Genomic DNA, 16820 nt, shown 5'->3' with positions numbered 1-16820 from the left:
GCCCCGACCGGCGGCCGCCGCGCCCGCCGCGCGCTCGCCGAGGAGCCGGGAGCCGCGCCGCAGGGCACCGCCCCGCAGGGCGACATGGCGCGGCCCATCAGCGTGCGTCCGCTCGGGCAGGGACCCGGCGCGGGTGACACCCCGCCGGGTGGGACCGTCGTCGGATCGGGGCGTCGGCGCAAGCTCGGCAACCCCGCCGAGGGCGAGCGGGAGGCCCGTACCACCGCACCCTCCGCCGCCCGCCCCCAGCCACTCGGCGGAAACGGAAACGGAACGGGAGCCGGAACCGGAAGCGGCAACGCCGGCGGAAACCCCAGCGGCAGCGCACCCGCACCCCACCCCGAGGGCCGCGCGTTCGCCATAAGCGCGCCGGACGAGGGTTCCGAGGGCCCCGAGCCGCTCGACGGGCCGAACGGCGCCGTCGAGGTCAACGCCCCCCGCCCGCCGATGGACGACGAGCTGCCGCCGGAGCCGCTGGACAACCCGCGCCGGCTGCTCGTCTGGCCGGCGCCGGACGACTCGACGCGCCAGGCGCTGACCGAGCGCGGCTACCGCCCGGTGATCGTTCACTCGCGCGAAGAGGTCGACGCGCAGGTCGCGGCGTACCCGGCGGCGCTGTTCGTCGACCCGCTGACCGGTCCGATCACCCGTACCGCGCTCCAGTCGCTGCGCGAGGCGGCGGTCGTGGCGAAGGTCCCGGTGCTGGTGACGGCGGGGCTGGGGCAGGCGACGCGGGAGGCCGCGTACGGTGCCGACCCGGCCGTCCTGCTGAAGGCGCTCGCACCGCGCGACAGCGAGATGCACCCGCCCCGCGTGCTGCTCATCGAGGAGCACGAGCCGATCGCGGACGCGATGACGGCGACGCTGGAGCGGCGCGGCATGCAGGTGGCGCACGCGGCGACGGACGGGGAGGCGGTGGAGCTCGCGGAGCGGCTGCGCCCGAACCTCGTGGTGATGGACCTGATGCAGGTGCGACGGCGCCGCGCCGGCATCGTGGACTGGCTGCGCGCGGGCGGCCTGCTGGCCCGTACGCCGCTGGTCGTCTACACCTCCGCCGGTCTGGACCCGGCGCAGCTGCCCGGTCTGGTGTCCGGGGAGACGGTCCTCTTCCTCGCGGAGCGTTCGACGAGCGCCGAGGTGCAGGGCCGGATCGTGGACCTGCTGGCGAAGATCGGCACGAACTGAGGACCGTTGCCGGCTGAGCTCAGCCGAATCAAGCCCGTCCGGCGTTTGAGGACGCGCCCGCAGGGCGCCCGCCGCCGCAGGCGGCAAAGACGGCCCGCAGCCGAGGATCCGCCGGCCACCGCCTACCCGGTCGGCGTCAGCTCATAGTGCAGCGTCCGGTAGCGACGCGCCCGGTGGACGACCGGGACCAGGACGCCGTGCAGGACCGGATGCTTCCGGGCCATCAGCCGTGCCGCGTGGTGCGCCTCCTCGCCGTCGAGGAGGCGGGCGCGGCCGGTGATCGCGGGCCCGGTCGGGGCGCCGCGCACGGTGGAGGGCGCGACGGTCACCTCGGGTTCGCGGCGCAGCCGCTTGGCCTTCCAGGAGGCGTCGTACGTGCGGAAGTACGCACGGTCGCCCTCGACGGCGAGGTTGACCGGGGTTCCGACGGGCGTGCCGTCGCGCCTGAAGGTGGTCAGCAGCACGGTCTTCTGCTCCACGAAGGGCGCGAGCGTCACCGCGGCCGTCCGGCTGTCGAGAGGGTCGCTCATGGGAACCTCCTCCGTCCGCTCCTACTGGCGACGGTAGCGCGGCCGGGGCCGCCCGCGGGGCCGGTCAGCGCGGGGCGTCGCCGTCGCGTCCGGTGAGACGGCGTGCGGCGGTACGGACGGACTCGCGCAGCCGTGCCGCGTCGGCGTCCGTTTCGCCCACGAGCAGGCGGCGGAACTGCGGCACGGCGGAGGGCCAGCCGGCGAGCGCGCTGATCATGAAGACGAGGTCCTGCGGCGGGAGCCGCCGGTCGACCGTGCCCTTTTCCTGGGCGGCGGCGAAGGCGTCGGTCTTGGCCTTGTAGTTGGCCTGCCGCTCGCTCTCGTAGGGGATCTCGGCGGTGCCGTACTCCAGCCCCTCCCACAACAGCAGGCGCAGGAGTTCCGGGTGGGAGCGGTGGTACTCCATGAGGCGGTCGACGTAGCCGTCGGGGTCGTCGGCGTCGACGGGGTTGGCGACGGCGAGGTCGAGCAGGGCGCGCTGGAGGACCTGCGCGAAGAGCTCCGCCTTGTCGCCGAAATAGGCGTAGATGAGCTGCTTGTTGGCCTTGGCCTCGCGGGCGATGCGGTCGATGCGCGCGCCGGCGATCCCGTGCGCGGCGAACTCGGCGGTCGCCGCCGCGAAGATGCGCGCCTTGGTGGCCTCGGGGTCCCTCACAACTGCCATGCGCAAAGAGTAACCAACTATTTGGTTGACAACTGATCAACGTGCCCGACACACTCACAACCAACCAGTTGGTTGCAACATAGGGGGACCCCCACATGCCGACACCCGCACCGGACGCCACCACGCGCCCCGCGCCCACCGCCGACCCCGCCGACCCCGCCGCTGACGTCTCGGCGGCGCGCCCCGCGCGCACCCCGCGCCCCGCCGTCCTGCTCTCCGTCATCGCCCTGTGCACGGCCGTCACCGCCGCGAACATCTACCTCGCCGCTCCCCTCCTCAGCCTCATCGCCGAGGACTTCGGCGCCACGCCGTCCGCCGCCGGCTGGATCGCCTCCATAGCCCAGCTCGGCTACGCGATCGGCCTGCTCGTCTTCGCGCCGCTGGGCGACACCGCCGACCGCCGCCGGCTCGTCGGCGCGCTGTCCACCGTCGCCGGCGTCGCCCTGGTCGCCGCCGCGTTCGCGCCCGGCCTGCCCGCGCTCGCGGCCGCCGTCCTGGTGGCCTGCGCCGCCACGGTCGTACCGCAGTTGCTCGTACCGCTCGTCGCCGAGCGCGCGCCCGCCGACCGGCGCGGCCGGCACGTGGCGGCGGTCGTCTCCGGCCTGTTCACCGGCATCGTCGCCGCCCGCGTCCTCGGCAGCCTCGCCGGGCAGGCGTACGGCTGGCGCGCCGTCTTCCTCGGCGGCGCCGCGCTGACCGTGGCCGTCGGCCTGCTGACCGCCGTCATGCTGCCCGCCGAGACCCGCCCGCGCGGCCGCTCCAACCCGCTCAGGAACATCGCCGGTCTGCCCAAGCTCCTCGCCTCCTCCGCGGACCTGCGGGCCGCGTGCCTGCGCCAGGGCGGCCTGTTCGGCGCCTGGAGCGCCCTGTGGACGACGCTCGCGCTGCTGCTGACGGCGGACGCACCGTTCCACCTCTCCACGGGCACGGCCGGCCTCTTCGGCCTGTTCGGCCTCGTCTCGACCGCGGTCGCCCCCATTTCGGGCGGCCTGATCGACCGCTTCGGCGCGCACCGCGTCGTGACGTCCGGATACGTGCTGGCGGCCGCGTCCCTGCCGCTGTTCTGGCTGGGTGGCCGACAGCTGTGGGCCCTGTGCGCGGGTGCGGTGCTGATCCACGCCGGCCTCATGGCGGCCCAGGTCGCCAACCAGACCCGCGCGCTCGGCGCCACGTCCAAGCCGGCCGCCGCCAACACCGCGTACGTCGTCGCCGCGTTCTTCGGCGGCTCGATCGCCTCGGCCCTGGCGGGCCCGGCCTTCGACCACTGGGGCTGGAACGGCGTCTGCGCGATCGCGGCGGCGTGGACGGTGATCGGCTGGGTCGGCGGCGCGCTGGGCGGACGCACGGCGCGCGCGTGAAGCTCGGCGGTGTCCTCAATCGCCGGACGGCCTGAAGTCAGCTGAGCTCAGCCACTTTCAGCCCGTCCGGCGATTGAGGACGCGCCCGCAGGGCGCCCGCCGCCGCAGGCGGCAAAGACGGCTCGCCCCGCCGCAGGCGGCCACGCGGCAAAGCCGGCCCGCAGCCGAAGACCCACCGGACACGGCTCAGCCGTGCAAGGCCCCGGCCACGACAACCGCTTCGGAGCCCTCGCGACGCATCCGCTCGACCCCCCAGGCGCCGAGCGGCCCGAGCGCTTGATTGAGCGTGCGCCCGTGCTCGGTCAGGGAGTACTCCACCCGCGGAGGCACCTCGGCATAGACCTCCCGGTGCACGAGGCCGTCCACCTCCATCTCACGCAGGTGCTGCGTCAGCATCTTCTCGCTCACTCCCGGCAGACCGCGACGGAGCTCAGCGAAGCGGCGTACGCGATGGGCATCGAGTTCCCAGAGGATCAGTCCCTTCCACTTGCCGCTCACCACGTCGAGCGCAGCGTCGATCCCACAGATGTAAGGCCCGCATCTCGGCGCCTTGGCCATCACTGATCCCCTTACAAAAAGGTAAGTACCGCAGAAAATAGTGGGTACTTCCGATGGTAGTGGCGCTCTCCGAGCATGGAGGGGTGAACGAACAACAGAACCGCACCACCAGGCAGAACAGCGCTGTCACCGTGATCGGGCTCGGCCCGATGGGCCAGGCGATGACACGCACACTCCTCACCGCCGGCCACCCCGTCACCGTCTGGAACCGCACCGCCAGTCGGGCCGACGGCGTCGTCACCGATGGAGCAACGCTCGCGGCGACACCCGGCGAGGCGGTCGAAGCGAGCGACCTCGTGATCCTCAGCCTCACCGACTACCAGGCGATGTACGACGTCCTCGGCAGCGCCACCGAATCGCTCGCCGGCCGGACGCTGGTCAACCTGAGCTCCGACACTCCCGACCGCACACGCGAGGCAGCAGCCTGGGCAGCGGGCCACGACGCCATCTTCCTCACCGGAGGTGTCATGGTCCCCGCGCCGATGGTCGGCACGGAGGCAGCCTATGTCTACTACAGCGGCCGCGCCGAGGCGCTGGAAAACCACCTGGCGACGTTGACACTGCTCGGAACACCGAAGCACCTCGGCGCGGACCCGGGCCTCGCCCAGATGATGTACCAAGCCCAACTCACGGTGTTCCTCACCACCTTGTCCGGACTGATGCACGCCACCGCGATGCTGGGCACCGCAGGAATGAAGGCTCAGGAAGCGCTGCCGGAGTTGCTCTCCGCCGCCGACTCGATCGGCGCCATCCTGAGGGCCGGTGAAGAGAACCCCGGCGCCGCGCTTGATGCCGGAGAGCATCCCGGCGACCTCAGCACGGTCACCATGATGGGTGCGACGTCCGACCACATCGTCGAGACCAGCACCTCACTCGGCCTCGACCTCGCGCTCCCACTGGCCGTGCAGGACCACTATCGGCGCGCGATCAAGGACGGACATGGCAGCGACAACTGGACTCGCATCATCGACAGCATCCGAGGACCGCGCTGACCAAACGCGGGACCGATGAACACACGCCCAGCCGCGACGACGTAGACGTGGCACGCACGTGAGTGCGTGGCCGGTTCCGCGCTCCTGACCTCCCGTCGGGTGACCGGATACCGTCGGCCTCGGTACCTCCTGTGACACCGGATCCGTACCGGTCCGTACGAGGAGAGCGAGGCAGACGGTAATGAGCCACGAACACGCCACGGACGCCGCCGAGGCGGCCCGCCGTTACTACGACACCCGCGATGTCGACGCCTTCTACAACGCCCTCTGGGGCGGCGAGGACATCCACACCGGGGTGTACGCCCACGAAGGCGAGCCGGTCGCGGACGCCTCCCGCCGGACGGTCGACCGGGTGGCCGCCAAGGCCGCCGGCCGCCTGGGCCCCGGGAGCACCGTGCTCGACCTGGGCTCCGGCTACGGCGGGCCCGCGCGCCGGCTGGCCGGGAGCTTCGGCTGCCGGGTCGTCGCACTGAACATCAGCGGCACCCAGAACGAACGCCACCGCAAGACGAACGAGGAGCGCGGCCTGGACGCGCTCATCGACGTCGTCACCGGCTCCTTCGAGGACATTCCCTACCCGGACGCCCACTTCGACGTCGTCTGGTCACAGGAAGCCTTCTGCCACAGCGGCGACCGGGAGCGCGTCATCGGCGAGGCGGTACGGGTCCTCAAGCCCGAGGGGGACCTGCTGTTCACCGACCTGATGTCGGCCGACGACGATCCGCCCGCCGCCCTGCGCGCGGCCGTGGCCCGCCTGGACGTGGAGGCCCTGGCCACGCCCGCCTTCTACCGGGAACGGCTGGCCGGCCTGGGCCTCGCCCAGGTCGATTTCGACGACCTCAGCGAGCACCTGCTCCCCCACTACCTCGGCCTGATCGAGGAGACGGCCCGCCGGGCGGCGGACCTCCACGACGTCATCAGCCCGGCGTACCTGGACCGCCTCCTGGAGAACCTCCCTCTATGGGCGGACGCGTCCCGCACGGGTCACCTGCGGTGGGGCATCTTCCACGCGCGGCGGTGACGTCCGGCGGGGGCGGGGCTCAGCCCGCCGCTAAGTGCGCTGCCATCGGGGAGGCGCGCCGACTTCCGGTATTCCTACTCGTTTGACAAAATAGGGCCATGTCCGAGACGACGTACAGCATCGGCGAAGGCCCTGCGACCCGCGTCAGTCTGTCGCTGCCCGAAGGGACCGCCGAGGCGATCCGCGCCCGGGTGGGCAAGCGCGAGTTCTCCGCCTTCATCACCGCGGCCGTCGAACGGGAGCTGCGCGGCCAGATCCTGGACGAGTACCTCGCCGACTACGAGCGCCGCAAAGGCCCCCTCTCGGTGGAGGCCCAGGAGCAGGCGCGTCAGGTATTCGACGAGGTCTTCGCCGAAGGGGATCAGTGGCCCGCCGCAAGCTGACCCACGAGGGAACGCTGGTCCTCGACAGCGAGGGGTTCTCCAAGCTCCTCGGCGACGACGAACCAGTGGTCGCGCTCGTCGCGGAGGCCCGCTCACGCGGCATGGAGGTGGTGATCTGCGCGCTCACCATCATCGAGGCCGTGCACGCCCGCACGAACAGGAGCCGACTCGGCTGGGTCCTTTCCGGTCTCCGCGTCGTCGCCGTCGGCGACGAGGAGGCGAAGGCCGCCTCGTCGCTGCTGACGGCCGTTGGGCTGCACGGGCACAAATACGCCATCGACGCGGCCGTCGCCGAGATCGCCCTCCGGCAGCAGCGCCCTGTCGTCATGCTGACGTCCGATGTCGGCGACATGACCAAGCTCTGTGGAGACCGGGTCCGACTCGTCGCGGCGTGAGGGCCCGTGCGGTGTACGAACCCGGGGGGCGCGGTCTGTCCGGAAGGCGACGCGCCCCCGCCCGTACCCGCCGCCGCTACGCGACCACCGTGACGGCCAGCTCCCCGTCCGCGTACTGCCGCCGCAGGACCTTCTTGTCGAACTTGCCCACCGACGTCTTCGGCACCGACGCGACCAGCGCCCACCGCTCCGGCAGCTGCCAGCGGGCGACCCGCTCGGCCAGGAACGCCTTCAGCGCCGGATAGTCGCAGGTCACGCCGACCTTCAGGACCACCGCCGCCAGCGGCCGCTCGCCCCACTTCTCGTCCGGCACGGCCACGACGGCCGCCTCGGCGATGTCCGGGTGAGCCATCAAATGGTTCTCCAGCTCAACCGAGGAGATCCACTCGCCACCCGACTTGATGACGTCCTTCGACCGGTCCGTCAGCTTCAGGAAGCCGTTCGGGAAGATCGCGCCGACGTCGCCCGTCCGCAGCCAGCCGTCCTCCGTGAACTTGTCCTCCGGGCGCTCGTGTTCGGCACCCGCACCGCCGTAGTACGCGGCCGTGATCCACGGCCCCCGCACCTCAAGCTCGCCGGTCGACTCGCCGTCCCACGGCTGGATGCCGCCGTCGGGCGCGGCCAGCCGCAGCTCCACACCGGCCGGCGGCCGGCCCTGGAGGATGCGGTACGGCCACGCCTCGTCGCCCGTCATCCCCAGCGGCGGGAACGCCATCGAGCCCAGCGGCGACGTCTCCGTCATGCCCCACGCCTGTACGAGCGTCACGCCGTGCCGCTTCTCCAGGTCCCGCATCAGCGCCGGCGGGCATGCCGAGCCCCCGACGATCACGGTCCGGAAGGACGACATGTCACGCGGCTTCGCGTCGAGTTCGGCGAGCAGCCCCGCCCAGATCGTCGGAACGCCACCGCTGACCGTCGGCTTCTCCGCCTCGATCATGTCGGCGAGCGGCGCCGGCTGGAGGAACCGGTCGGGCATCAGCATCGACGTCCCCGCCATGAAGCACGCGAACGGCAGGCCCCAGGCGTTGACGTGGAACATCGGCACGACCGGCAGGCACGTGTCGGCCGGGGTCAGCCCGAACGACGCCGCCGCGTTGACCTCCATGGCGTGCAGATACACCGAACGGTGGCTGTACGCCACGCCCTTGGGGTCACCCGTCGTCCCGGAGGTGTAGCAGAGGGCGGCGGCCTCGCGCTCGTCCAGCTCGGGCCAGTCGAAGTGGTCGCCGGGACGGCCCGCGAGCAGCTCCTCGTACTCGTGCACGGTCGGTCGACATCCCTGGAGTACGGACCTGTCGCCCGGCCCCGAGACGACGACGTGCTCGACGGTGCCGAGGTGCGGCAGCAGCGGTGCCAGCAGCGGCAGCAGCGAACCGCTGACGATGATCACTCGGTCCGCGGCGTGGTTGACGATGTACGCGATCTGCTCGGGAGGCAGACGCAGGTTCAGGGTGTGCAGGACGGCGCCCATGGAGGGGATCGCGAGGTACGCCTCCATGTGATCGCTGTTGTTCCACATGAGCGTTCCGACGCGCTGGTCGCCTATGACACCGAGCTCGTCCCGCAGCGCGTGCGCCAGTTGCGTGGTCCGCTCGCCGATCTCGCGGAAGCTGCGCCTCAGCGGCTCGCCGTCCCCGGTCCAGGTCGTCACCTTCGCGTCCCCGTGCACGAGCGCACCGTGGAGGAGCATGCGGGTAACGGTCAGCGGTACGTCCTGCATCGTGCTCAGCACCGAGGGGCCTCCCATATCTACGCGCCGCGTTGCGCGAGGTTCCCTGCGATTCTGCTTACGTTCCCCTCGGTAAGTCACTACCCTGCGAGCACGTTTTCGCTTGCCGCTCAGGGGGCGAGCTTGCCGCCCTTGACGGCGGCGAGGAACGCACTCCAGGCGGCGGACGGGAAGATCACGGCGCGGGCGTGGGGTCGCTTGCTGTCGCGGACGGGGACGATGCCGCCGGGTATGTTGTCGGCGATTTCCAGGCAATCCTCCTGGGTGTCGCTATACGTCGACTTACGCCAACTGAGGCTGCTCAGATCAGCTCGTACGGTTCGCATGCTTCGAGATCCTCCATCGCTCGTTCAATCCATCTGATGGATGCGGCTGGCGGGAGCGCTGCGGCGTGCACGAGATCGTACCGATGAGAATGCCGAGCCACGGCCCTGCGCTCCTTCACCATGCTGGTCAAGGTGCCGCCTTCCAGGTAGACCACGTTCGGGGCTGCGCCAAAGGACAACACTGTTACCGATCCGCCCATGGCGGCGTGGCCGCCGGCCGCGAACGGTAGAACCTGTACTTCGACATTGGCAGCCTCTGACGCCTTCAGCAGACAGGCCAACTGTTCACGCATTACGGCAACTCCACCGACTGGGCGCCGAAGTACCGCCTCATCCAGCACGACCCAGAGCAGTGGCGGATCCTCCTTCTCAAGGACGCTCTTCCGAGCGAGCCGTGCCGCGACCTTCTCCTCGATTTCCTCCGCAGCACACCATGGAAGAGCCTGACGCATCACCTCACGCGCATACGCTTCGGTCTGCAACAGACCAGGAACGGAGCACGCCAGGTACTTGTGCATGGCGACGGCCCTGGCTTCGTACTCCTTGTACTTGCGAAACGCCTCGGTGGGCGGGAACTGCTTTGCGTACTCCCACAGGTCGGTAAGGTCTCCGTCCGCGCCGAGTACCGCGTCAAGCCGCTCGGAAATGTCCTTGGGCGGCGATTCCTTGCCCAGTTCGAACTGTGCGATTCGGTTGTGCGCGATGGGAATCTTGTCGCCCAACTCACGCTGCGTCCAACCCGCTCGTAGGCGGAGCTTGCGTAACTTCACCCCGTACAGAGCCGCCAGCGACGTGGAAGGGTCGAGTTCCTTCGGTGGAGGCATCGTTGATCCCCTGTTTTCGCGTCGATACGCCGAAAGCCGTTACCCCTGGTCAGCGTACTCCGCAGGAGCCAGGCTCGTCACCGCATCGACACACACAGTGAGGAGCCAGCGGTGAGCACCCGCGCCGTGATCAAGCACATGTACTGGACGGTCCAGCCCGACGAGGAGCCGGACGCCAGGATTCGCACGTACGCGCAGGAGTGCGACCTGTGTGGGGAGGGCTCACCCCGCACCGCGGACCCGACGCCGACCATCGACTGGGTCCTCCGGCACGCCGGCGCGCACCCGTCGCACCGCTCGTACACCGAGATCATCAAGCGCGGCTGGCGCGCGGTGATGGACAGCCCGGGGGTGCGGTCGTGATCACCTCGCGAGGCGCGGCCGGAGAAATGGGAGCGGATCGGTCATCGAGATATCGTGGTGTGTCGGAGTGTCTGGCGAGAGAGGCGGCTCATGGCCGAAGCGGCGGGATCAGGTTCGGGTGATCTGATCGAGGTGTTCAAGGCCCTTGGCAACCCTGCCCGTTTGCAGATCATGCGGTGGCTGAAGGATCCCGACGCGCACTTCTGCGAGTACGAGCCGATCGCGGACCGTCAGACGGTCGGCGTGTGCGTCACGCACATCCAAGCGAAGTCGGGGCTCGCCCAGTCGACCGTCTCCAGCTACATGAGCACGCTCGAACGGGCGGGGCTCGTGCATCCCACCCGGGTGGGCAAGTGGACCCACTACCGGCGCGATGAAGAGCGGCTGGCACAGGTGGCACGAGCGATCGACACCACGATCTGAAAACCAATTGACGCATCGCAATACGTCGATATGATCGCCTCATGTCGACCTTCGATGCTGCTCCCATCGCGCTGATCGTCCACGCTCACCCCGAGCCCCAGTCGTTCACCACGGCCCAGATGACCACTGCGGCTCAGGCCCTGCGGGAGGCCGGGTACCGGGTCGACATCCTCGATCTCTACTCCGACGCATGGGCGCCGGTCCTCGCCCGTGAGGAGTACGCGCCGGGGGAAGGGCACTTCAAGCCGCAGGTCGAGCAGCGGCGCGCGGTCAAGGACGGGACGCTCGATGCGGCCGTCAAGGCCCATCTCGATCGACTGCTCGCCGCTGATCTGCTCGTACTGTCCTTCCCGCTGTGGTGGTTCTCGCTGCCCGCCATCCTCAAGGGATGGGTGGACCGGGTCTTCGTGATGGGCGGGGTCTTCGGCGGGGACTACGGAGTCTTCGGCGACGCGGCGCTCGTCGGGAAGCGCGCGATGCTGCTGTTCACGACCGGCGGGTCCAGTGAGTCGTTCCGCCCCGGTGGCACCTTCGGCTCGATGGACGACTTCCTGTACCACATCCACCGCGGAATGCTGGAGTTCGTCGGATTCCAGGCACTCGACCCCGTGGTCACCCATGGGCCTGTCCGCATGACCGACCAGGAACGATCGGCGGCGCTGGACGCGGTCAGAGACGCTGTCGCCCTCATCGCGGCGGATTCGCGGACCACTGTTCGTTGACCTCGACGCCGACGAAAGCCAGGAAGCTCAAACGAAATTCGTTCACCGTCGACTGCCGGCACGACCCGGTTTTCGGCCCATTCCGATGCGCTCCCTGGCCTGCAGAAACGGTTGTCATGCGGTTTTCGGCCGCGGTCGAGGGGTTCCCGGGTGAGGGTGTGGCGGGAGGGCCCCATCGGCCCTCCTGGCCTGCCCGTTCGCCAGGCGCCCCTAGGCGATGAGCCGTCGGGTCTCATCTCGCTTGTTTCCTGCGGATGGCTCGATGGGGTCGATGTGGCCGGGATGGGAATCGGCATACCTTTTGAACACGGCAAGGAGAAACACCGCAGAGTGATATCCGGATTATCGGACGTTCTCGAATGTTCGCACCGGTGTTCTCGACTTCGCATGTGCCCAAGCTGTTCGTTCGCCACGCACTGGCTCGGTAGGAAACTCACCGCACACGACCAGCAGGAGTTCTCTGGTGACACAGCCATACGCGCCGCAGCCCCAGCCCGGACCGTACGGGAACCCCCAGCCCCAGCCTGGCCCCTGGGGCTACTACCCGCCCCAGCCCGGGCCCTACGGGTACTACCAGCCCCAGCCCCAGCCGGGCCCGTACGGGTATTACTACCCGCCTCAGCCCCAGCCTGACCCGGAGAAGGAATACCCGCAGCTCACCGCGGCGACCGTGAAGGGCACCGTGCTCGGGCAGGCGCAGGCCCAGGTCAGCGCGAAGCTCATCGACAACGACGGCCAGCCCATCAAGGGACAGCCGATCACCTTCACGCTCACTGACGGCCGGCAGGTCGGCACGGCGGTCACGGACGCCACCGGGGTCGCGCACCTCGACAGCGGCTCGAACCTTCTCGACCCCTTGCTGTGGATCCACGCGCTCAGCTCCGGCTACGAGGTCCACTTCCAGGGCAACAAGCGGTACATGCCCGCGAACGCCCACGGCAAGATCGAGCCCGGCATCAACTGAACTCGGCGAGTGACACACATCCGCGCACCGGCCTCCTGGGGGCCGCTTCCCCCGGGAGCGGAGAGGCTGGTGCCCGGTTACGGACGGGACGTCAGGTCGCCGGGGCGAGGCGGGCGTAGGAGATCAGGTCACGTTCCGAGCCTGCGACAGCGGCCGGCACGACCCCGTCACCCCTCGTACGGATTGAGCGCATCGGCAGGCAGGTGTTCCACCCGTACCCGCTGCCCGAGGCCGTACTTCTCCGCCAGTTCCAGCAGCACGTCGAGGATCGCGTGGTCCTCCAGCGCGTAGCCGGTCGAGTCGAACACGGTCCACCGGCCCTGATGCGCCACCGCCTCGGCGGGCGACGCCAGCAGGGTCGGCAGGTCCGGGCCGATCTCCGCCGGCTTCAGCTGCTGGCACTCACCCTCCCTGCGCGCCTGTTCGAGGTGATCGGGGACGACCAGCGCGGAGCGCAGCACCTCCACCGGCAGCTCGGTCTTGCCGGGCAGGTCGGCGCCGATGGCGTTGAAGTGGACGTGCGGCCGGAGGTGGGTTCCGTCGAGCGCCGGACCGGCGCCGACACCGACCGAGGTGGCCGTGCAGATGATGTCCGCGGACTCCTCGATCTGCCGCACGGTGGCCACGCGGATGTCCAGGCCCAGGAAGGCGGCCCGTTCGGCGAGGCTGGTGCCGCGCGCCGGGTCGATGTCGTGCACGAGGACATCACGCAGCCGGAACGCCCGGGACACGGCGTGGAGTTGCGTGATGGCCTGCGCGCCCGCGCCGATCAGGCCCAGGGTGGCACTGTCCGGGTGCGCGAGCAGCCGGCTGGCCACGGCGGAGGCCGCACCCGTGCGGATCGCGGTCGGCAGGACGCCGTCGCAGACCGCCACCAGGTGGCCGGTCTCGTCGTCGAAGCGCGTCAGGGTCGCGAGGATGGTCGGCAGACCCCTGGCGGACGGGTTCGTCGGCGTGTAGCCGACCGTCTTCACGGTCAGGCAGCGGCCGGACTCGTGGTGCGGCATCCACTCCAGGACACCGGTCTCCTGCGGACAGCGCCGCACGCCCGCCCGTGAGGGGGTCGCGGTGCGGCTGTGGTGGGCGAGCACGAGCGCTTCGTGCAGTCGCTCGATCACCAGGTCCATGAACGCGTGGCGGCCGTGGGCGTCAAGGATCTCGTTCAGGTCGTCCTGCGTCAGCAGGAGGGTTTCGGGTCGCATACGGCGCTTCTCCTGCCAGGGTGGGCTGTGATGCCGACCGTGCGGTTACACCTGCGGGTGCGGGCAGTGCGCTGTGCCGCGCCGCGCCTCAGCGAGCGGCGCACAATAAGCAAAAGTATCTTTGGTGAGCAAACGCGGCAATTCGGCCCAGGTGGCCGCCGACCTGATCCCCTCCCCGCTTGCGAGGAAGTCATGACGACCGTCAGGGACCTGCCCGAGCTGGACCAGCACCGCGAACGCAATACCGACGAGGCCGCCGTCGAGGCGGTGCGGACCCGGATGGCCGAATCCGGCGTGGAATATGTGTACTACCAAACGGTGACGGTCACGGGCCGGGTCATCGGCAAGGTGGTACCCGCGCGGCACCTGGCCCGCAACGTCGAACACGGCGTGCAGATGCACCGCACCGTGCTGGCGGACCTGCAGACCGACCGGCACGGCACGCTCCTCGGCGGAGGGTGCGGAGCCGCCGAATTCACAGCGATGCCGGACCTGGACACGTTCGCCGTGCTGCCCTGGGACACCCGGATGGGCCGGTTCTTCTGCCGCCTGTACGAATCCGCCCACACCGCCGGAGACATCGGCGGCCGCGCCCTGGGCACCGACGCGCGCGGCAATCTGCACCAGGTCCACGCCGCGTTCACCGAGCGGACGGGCCTGGAACTGCGCACCGGCTGCGAACCCGAACTCTCCTGGAGCGGCCCCGGCCTGGAACCCCGGCCCCGCCCGCACACCAGCCCCGCCTACCACGTCGATCACCTTGAGCGGTACCGGCCGATCTACCAGAAGGTGATCGCCTACGGGCAGGCCCTCGGCCTCGACATGATCGAGGGCGACTACGAGGACCCCGGCCAGCTCGAACTGAACTGGATGTACGACCACGCCGACCGCACCGCCGACAGGCTCGTCGTCCACCGGCAGATCTGCCGCCAGGTCGCCCGCGAACTCGGCGTCACCGTCAGCTTCATGCCCAAGCCCGCCAATGACCGTAAAGGCAACGGCTGTCACCACAACCTCAGCCTCTGGCGGGGCGAGGAGAACGTACTCGCCGACCCGGGAACGCGACAGCTGCACCTGACCGACATCGGCCGGCACGCCATCGGCGGAATCCTCGCCCACACCACCGCCATGACCGCCGTCATGGGCCCCACGGTCAACTCCTACAAACGCTATTGGCACGCCAGTCAATTCGCGCCCACGCATGCCAACTGGGGTATGGACAACAAGACGTGCAGCGTGCGCCTTTCGGCGAACGGCCGCCTGGAGTTCAAACTGCCGGACGCGATGGTCAATCCGTACCTGTCGCACGCGGTGCTCCTCGCCGCCATCGAGGACGGCATCAAGAACCGCACCGACCCCGGCCCCGCCCACGAGGGCGCCGGCTACGCCGAGGCCGCGTCTCCGGCTGCCGCGCTGCCCATGACCTTGGGCGAGGCCGTGGCGGAGTTCGTCGCCGACCCGGTCGTCACCGGCGCGCTGGGCCCGGAACTCACCGACCTCTTCCAGGTCCTCAAGGCGGACGAATGGGCCCGCTTCTGCGGTTCGGTGACCGACTGGGAACACGCGATGTACGCCGAGGAGGGCTGCTGAGCGGGCGGCTGCGGGCCGTGTCGTGCGCACCACCGCTGCGCGGTGGCGTCCTCAATCGCCGGACGGGCTGAAAGCGGCTGGGCTCAGCCGAAAATCAAGCCAGTCCGGCGCTTGAGGACGCGCCCGCAGGGCGCCCGCCGCCGCAGGCGGCAAAGACGGCCCGCCCCGCCGCAGGCGGCCACGCGGCAAGGACGGCCCGCAGCCGAAGATCCGCCGGACACGGCCTACGGCATGCGCCGGGCCCGTTCCACCAAGGCGCGGGCCGCCGGGCTCATGGGTCCGTCCTCGCGCCACGCCAGCGCGAGCCCCCCACGCAGCGCCGGTTCGTCGATCATCAGCGTGTGCAGGTCCGCCCTCGACCGGGCCAGGCCCTCCGGAATGATCGCGGCGCCCAGCCCTCGCGCGGCCAGCTTCGCCAGCACCACCGGGCTGCCGGCCTCGAAGGCGACGCGCGGGGCGAACCCGGCGGCCGCGCAGGCATCGTCGAAGATCGACCGGATTCCCGTCCCCTGCGGGAGGCTGATCAGTACCTGGTCGCGCAGGGCGGCGAGCGGGATCGTCGTCCCGGCGGCGAGCTCGTCGTCCAGGCCGACGGCCGCCACGATCCGCTCCTCGATGATCGAGTGGATCGCGAGGCCCGGTGGCAGCGTCTCACCGAACGCGATGATCGCCGCGTCCAGCCGTCCGGACCGCAACGCCTCGATGAGCTCGTGGGTGTTGGCCTCGGCGAGGGTGATCTCCACACCGGGGTGATCCGCGTGGAACTCCGCCAGCAGCGCCGGCAGATCGACGTCGTGCGAGGTCACCATGCCGAGAGCGACGTGCCCGCGCAGCAGCCCCGACATCTCGTCCACGGCCAGCCGCACCCCGTCCACCGCCGCCAGCGCCGCGCGCGCGTACGGGAGGACGGCCTCGCCGACCTCCGTCAGCCGCACGGCGCGGCCCGACCGGTCCAGCAGCTCCTGCCCGAGCTCCCGTTCCAGCCGCCGGACCTGCGCGCTGACGCCGGGCTGCGCCACGTGCAACTTGGCTGCCGCCCGGGTGAAGTTGGCCTCCTCGGCCACGGTCACGAAGTACTCCAACTGGCGAAGTTCCATAACGAATGATTCTAGCTACGAGCATCACTAGCTCTTGGACTTCTAGATCGGTGGCGAGGAGGCTGAGGAGTGCGGGGCAGCAAGGCCCGCAAGGAAGGAAAAGGAGCTGAGCATGGACACCACCCCTCGCCCGCGCGCCACCGCCCCCGAGGACCTCGCCCGGATGTTCGTGGAGCGCGCCAACGCCGGTGACGCAGAAGGGCTCGCCGAGCTCTACGCGGAGGACGCCGTCCTCGCCTTCCCACCGGGTGCGCGGACGGTCGGCCGGGAGGCGATCCGCGCGCTGTTCGAGCACATGGTCGCGCAGACCCCGCGGTTCGAGGTGGAGGAGCCGCTGCCGACCCTCCGGTACGGCGACCTGGCCGTCACCTCGACGCGACCGGCGGACGACACCGGCGGCCGCGTCCAGGTCGCGCGGCAGCAGCCGGACGGCACGTGGCTGCGCATCATGGACCGCCCCGAGATCGCCGACCGTCCCGAGATCGCGGGCTGAC

Annotated in this window: 19 protein-coding genes and 1 pseudogene; 12 read left to right on the top strand and 8 right to left on the bottom strand. The window is 70.3% G+C overall.

Translation table 11 applies throughout. The features are described 5' to 3' along the window. A pseudogene (locus tag J7E86_RS12945) lies at positions 1–1185 on the top strand (PAS domain S-box protein); the annotation flags it as partial. A gap of 122 nt (positions 1186–1307) precedes the next feature. On the opposite strand, the gene J7E86_RS12940 reads toward J7E86_RS12945, so the two are convergent. Further along, positions 1308–1715, bottom strand: coding sequence for a PPOX class F420-dependent oxidoreductase (locus J7E86_RS12940; protein WP_215081767.1), 408 nt, complete (start codon positions 1713–1715; stop codon positions 1308–1310). Between the two features lie 64 nt (positions 1716–1779). Beyond that, the gene (locus tag J7E86_RS12935) at positions 1780–2379 is read right to left on the bottom strand and encodes a TetR family transcriptional regulator (RefSeq protein WP_215081766.1); all 600 of its coding nucleotides are present in this window, start codon (positions 2377–2379) and stop codon (positions 1780–1782) included. A 95-nt stretch (positions 2380–2474) separates the two neighbouring features. Here J7E86_RS12935 and J7E86_RS12930 point away from each other — a divergent pair, with 95 nt between their 5' ends. Continuing rightward, positions 2475–3737, top strand: a complete 1263-nt coding sequence (locus J7E86_RS12930) for an MFS transporter (protein WP_215081765.1) — start codon at positions 2475–2477, stop codon at positions 3735–3737. A 186-nt stretch (positions 3738–3923) separates the two neighbouring features. Here the strand turns inward: J7E86_RS12930 and J7E86_RS12925 are convergent, their stop codons facing one another. Then, entirely contained in the window at positions 3924–4295 is a 372-nt protein-coding gene (locus J7E86_RS12925) for a helix-turn-helix domain-containing protein (RefSeq protein WP_215081763.1), read from the bottom strand. Positions 4296–4378: 83 nt separating this feature from the next. Here J7E86_RS12925 and J7E86_RS12920 point away from each other — a divergent pair, with 83 nt between their 5' ends. The 4 genes from J7E86_RS12920 (at position 4379) to J7E86_RS12905 (ending at position 7086) form a co-directional block, all read left to right on the top strand. Beyond that, on the top strand, positions 4379–5287 hold the full coding sequence (locus J7E86_RS12920) for an NAD(P)-binding domain-containing protein (RefSeq protein WP_308312574.1): 909 nt from the start codon (positions 4379–4381) through the stop codon (positions 5285–5287). Between the two features lie 181 nt (positions 5288–5468). Beyond that, positions 5469–6308, top strand: a complete 840-nt coding sequence (locus J7E86_RS12915) for a cyclopropane-fatty-acyl-phospholipid synthase family protein (RefSeq protein WP_215081761.1) — start codon at positions 5469–5471, stop codon at positions 6306–6308. A gap of 98 nt (positions 6309–6406) precedes the next feature. Further along, positions 6407–6691, top strand: coding sequence for a hypothetical protein (locus J7E86_RS12910; protein WP_215081760.1), 285 nt, complete (start codon positions 6407–6409; stop codon positions 6689–6691). After that, on the top strand, positions 6673–7086 hold the full coding sequence (locus J7E86_RS12905; RefSeq protein WP_215081759.1) for a DNA-binding protein: 414 nt from the start codon (positions 6673–6675) through the stop codon (positions 7084–7086). The genes J7E86_RS12910 and J7E86_RS12905 overlap by 19 nt, the downstream gene beginning before the upstream one ends. 76 nt (positions 7087–7162) lie before the next feature. On the opposite strand, the gene J7E86_RS12900 is transcribed toward J7E86_RS12905, so the two are convergent. The 3 genes from J7E86_RS12900 to J7E86_RS12890 all read right to left on the bottom strand — a co-directional run bounded on the left by J7E86_RS12900 (position 7163) and on the right by J7E86_RS12890 (position 9965). After that, a complete protein-coding gene (locus J7E86_RS12900; RefSeq protein WP_215081758.1) occupies positions 7163–8818 on the bottom strand; it encodes a long-chain fatty acid--CoA ligase in 1656 nt (551 codons plus the stop codon). 107 nt (positions 8819–8925) lie between these two features. Further along, the gene (locus J7E86_RS12895; protein ID WP_215081757.1) at positions 8926–9141 is read right to left on the bottom strand and encodes a DUF397 domain-containing protein; all 216 of its coding nucleotides are present in this window, start codon (positions 9139–9141) and stop codon (positions 8926–8928) included. After that, positions 9117–9965, bottom strand: a complete 849-nt coding sequence (locus J7E86_RS12890) for a helix-turn-helix transcriptional regulator (RefSeq protein WP_215081756.1) — start codon at positions 9963–9965, stop codon at positions 9117–9119. Before J7E86_RS12890 ends, J7E86_RS12895 begins: the two co-directional genes overlap by 25 nt. A 111-nt stretch (positions 9966–10076) precedes the next feature. Here J7E86_RS12890 and J7E86_RS12885 point away from each other — a divergent pair, with 111 nt between their 5' ends. The 4 genes from J7E86_RS12885 to J7E86_RS12870 all read left to right on the top strand — a co-directional run bounded on the left by J7E86_RS12885 (position 10077) and on the right by J7E86_RS12870 (position 12437). Next, complete coding sequence (locus J7E86_RS12885; protein ID WP_308312573.1) at positions 10077–10328, top strand: hypothetical protein; 252 nt, start codon at positions 10077–10079, stop codon at positions 10326–10328. Between the two features lie 90 nt (positions 10329–10418). After that, positions 10419–10751 carry a helix-turn-helix transcriptional regulator gene (locus J7E86_RS12880; RefSeq protein WP_215081755.1) on the top strand — a complete coding sequence of 111 codons (333 nt, stop codon included), beginning with the start codon at positions 10419–10421 and terminating at the stop codon, positions 10749–10751. 41 nt (positions 10752–10792) lie between these two features. Further along, positions 10793–11473 carry an NAD(P)H-dependent oxidoreductase gene (locus J7E86_RS12875; RefSeq protein ID WP_215081754.1) on the top strand — a complete coding sequence of 227 codons (681 nt, stop codon included), beginning with the start codon at positions 10793–10795 and terminating at the stop codon, positions 11471–11473. A 463-nt stretch (positions 11474–11936) separates the two neighbouring features. Continuing rightward, positions 11937–12437, top strand: a complete 501-nt coding sequence (locus J7E86_RS12870; RefSeq protein WP_215081753.1) for an Ig-like domain-containing protein — start codon at positions 11937–11939, stop codon at positions 12435–12437. A 167-nt stretch (positions 12438–12604) separates the two neighbouring features. Here J7E86_RS12870 and J7E86_RS12865 read toward each other — a convergent pair whose 3' ends face one another. Further along, on the bottom strand, positions 12605–13639 hold the full coding sequence (locus tag J7E86_RS12865; protein WP_215081752.1) for an ornithine cyclodeaminase family protein: 1035 nt from the start codon (positions 13637–13639) through the stop codon (positions 12605–12607). Positions 13640–13831: 192 nt separating this feature from the next. Between J7E86_RS12865 and J7E86_RS12860 the strand changes: the two genes are divergently transcribed. After that, entirely contained in the window at positions 13832–15229 is a 1398-nt protein-coding gene (locus J7E86_RS12860; RefSeq protein ID WP_215081751.1) for a glutamine synthetase family protein, read from the top strand. Positions 15230–15453: 224 nt separating this feature from the next. On the opposite strand, the gene J7E86_RS12855 is transcribed toward J7E86_RS12860, so the two are convergent. Beyond that, positions 15454–16326: a LysR substrate-binding domain-containing protein gene (locus J7E86_RS12855; protein ID WP_215081750.1), complete on the bottom strand. Its 873-nt coding sequence runs from the start codon at positions 16324–16326 to the stop codon at positions 15454–15456. 112 nt (positions 16327–16438) lie between these two features. On the opposite strand from J7E86_RS12855, the gene J7E86_RS12850 reads away from it, so the two are divergent. Next, the gene (locus J7E86_RS12850) at positions 16439–16819 is read left to right on the top strand and encodes an SgcJ/EcaC family oxidoreductase (RefSeq protein WP_215081749.1); all 381 of its coding nucleotides are present in this window, start codon (positions 16439–16441) and stop codon (positions 16817–16819) included. Position 16820: the final 1 nt, after the last annotated feature.

Source organism: Streptomyces sp. ISL-11 (assembly GCF_018614525.1).
GTDB lineage: Bacteria > Actinomycetota > Actinomycetes > Streptomycetales > Streptomycetaceae > Streptomyces.
The sequence above is the reverse complement of the archived record's forward strand: the minus strand, read 5'-3'. Positions and strand labels throughout refer to the sequence as shown.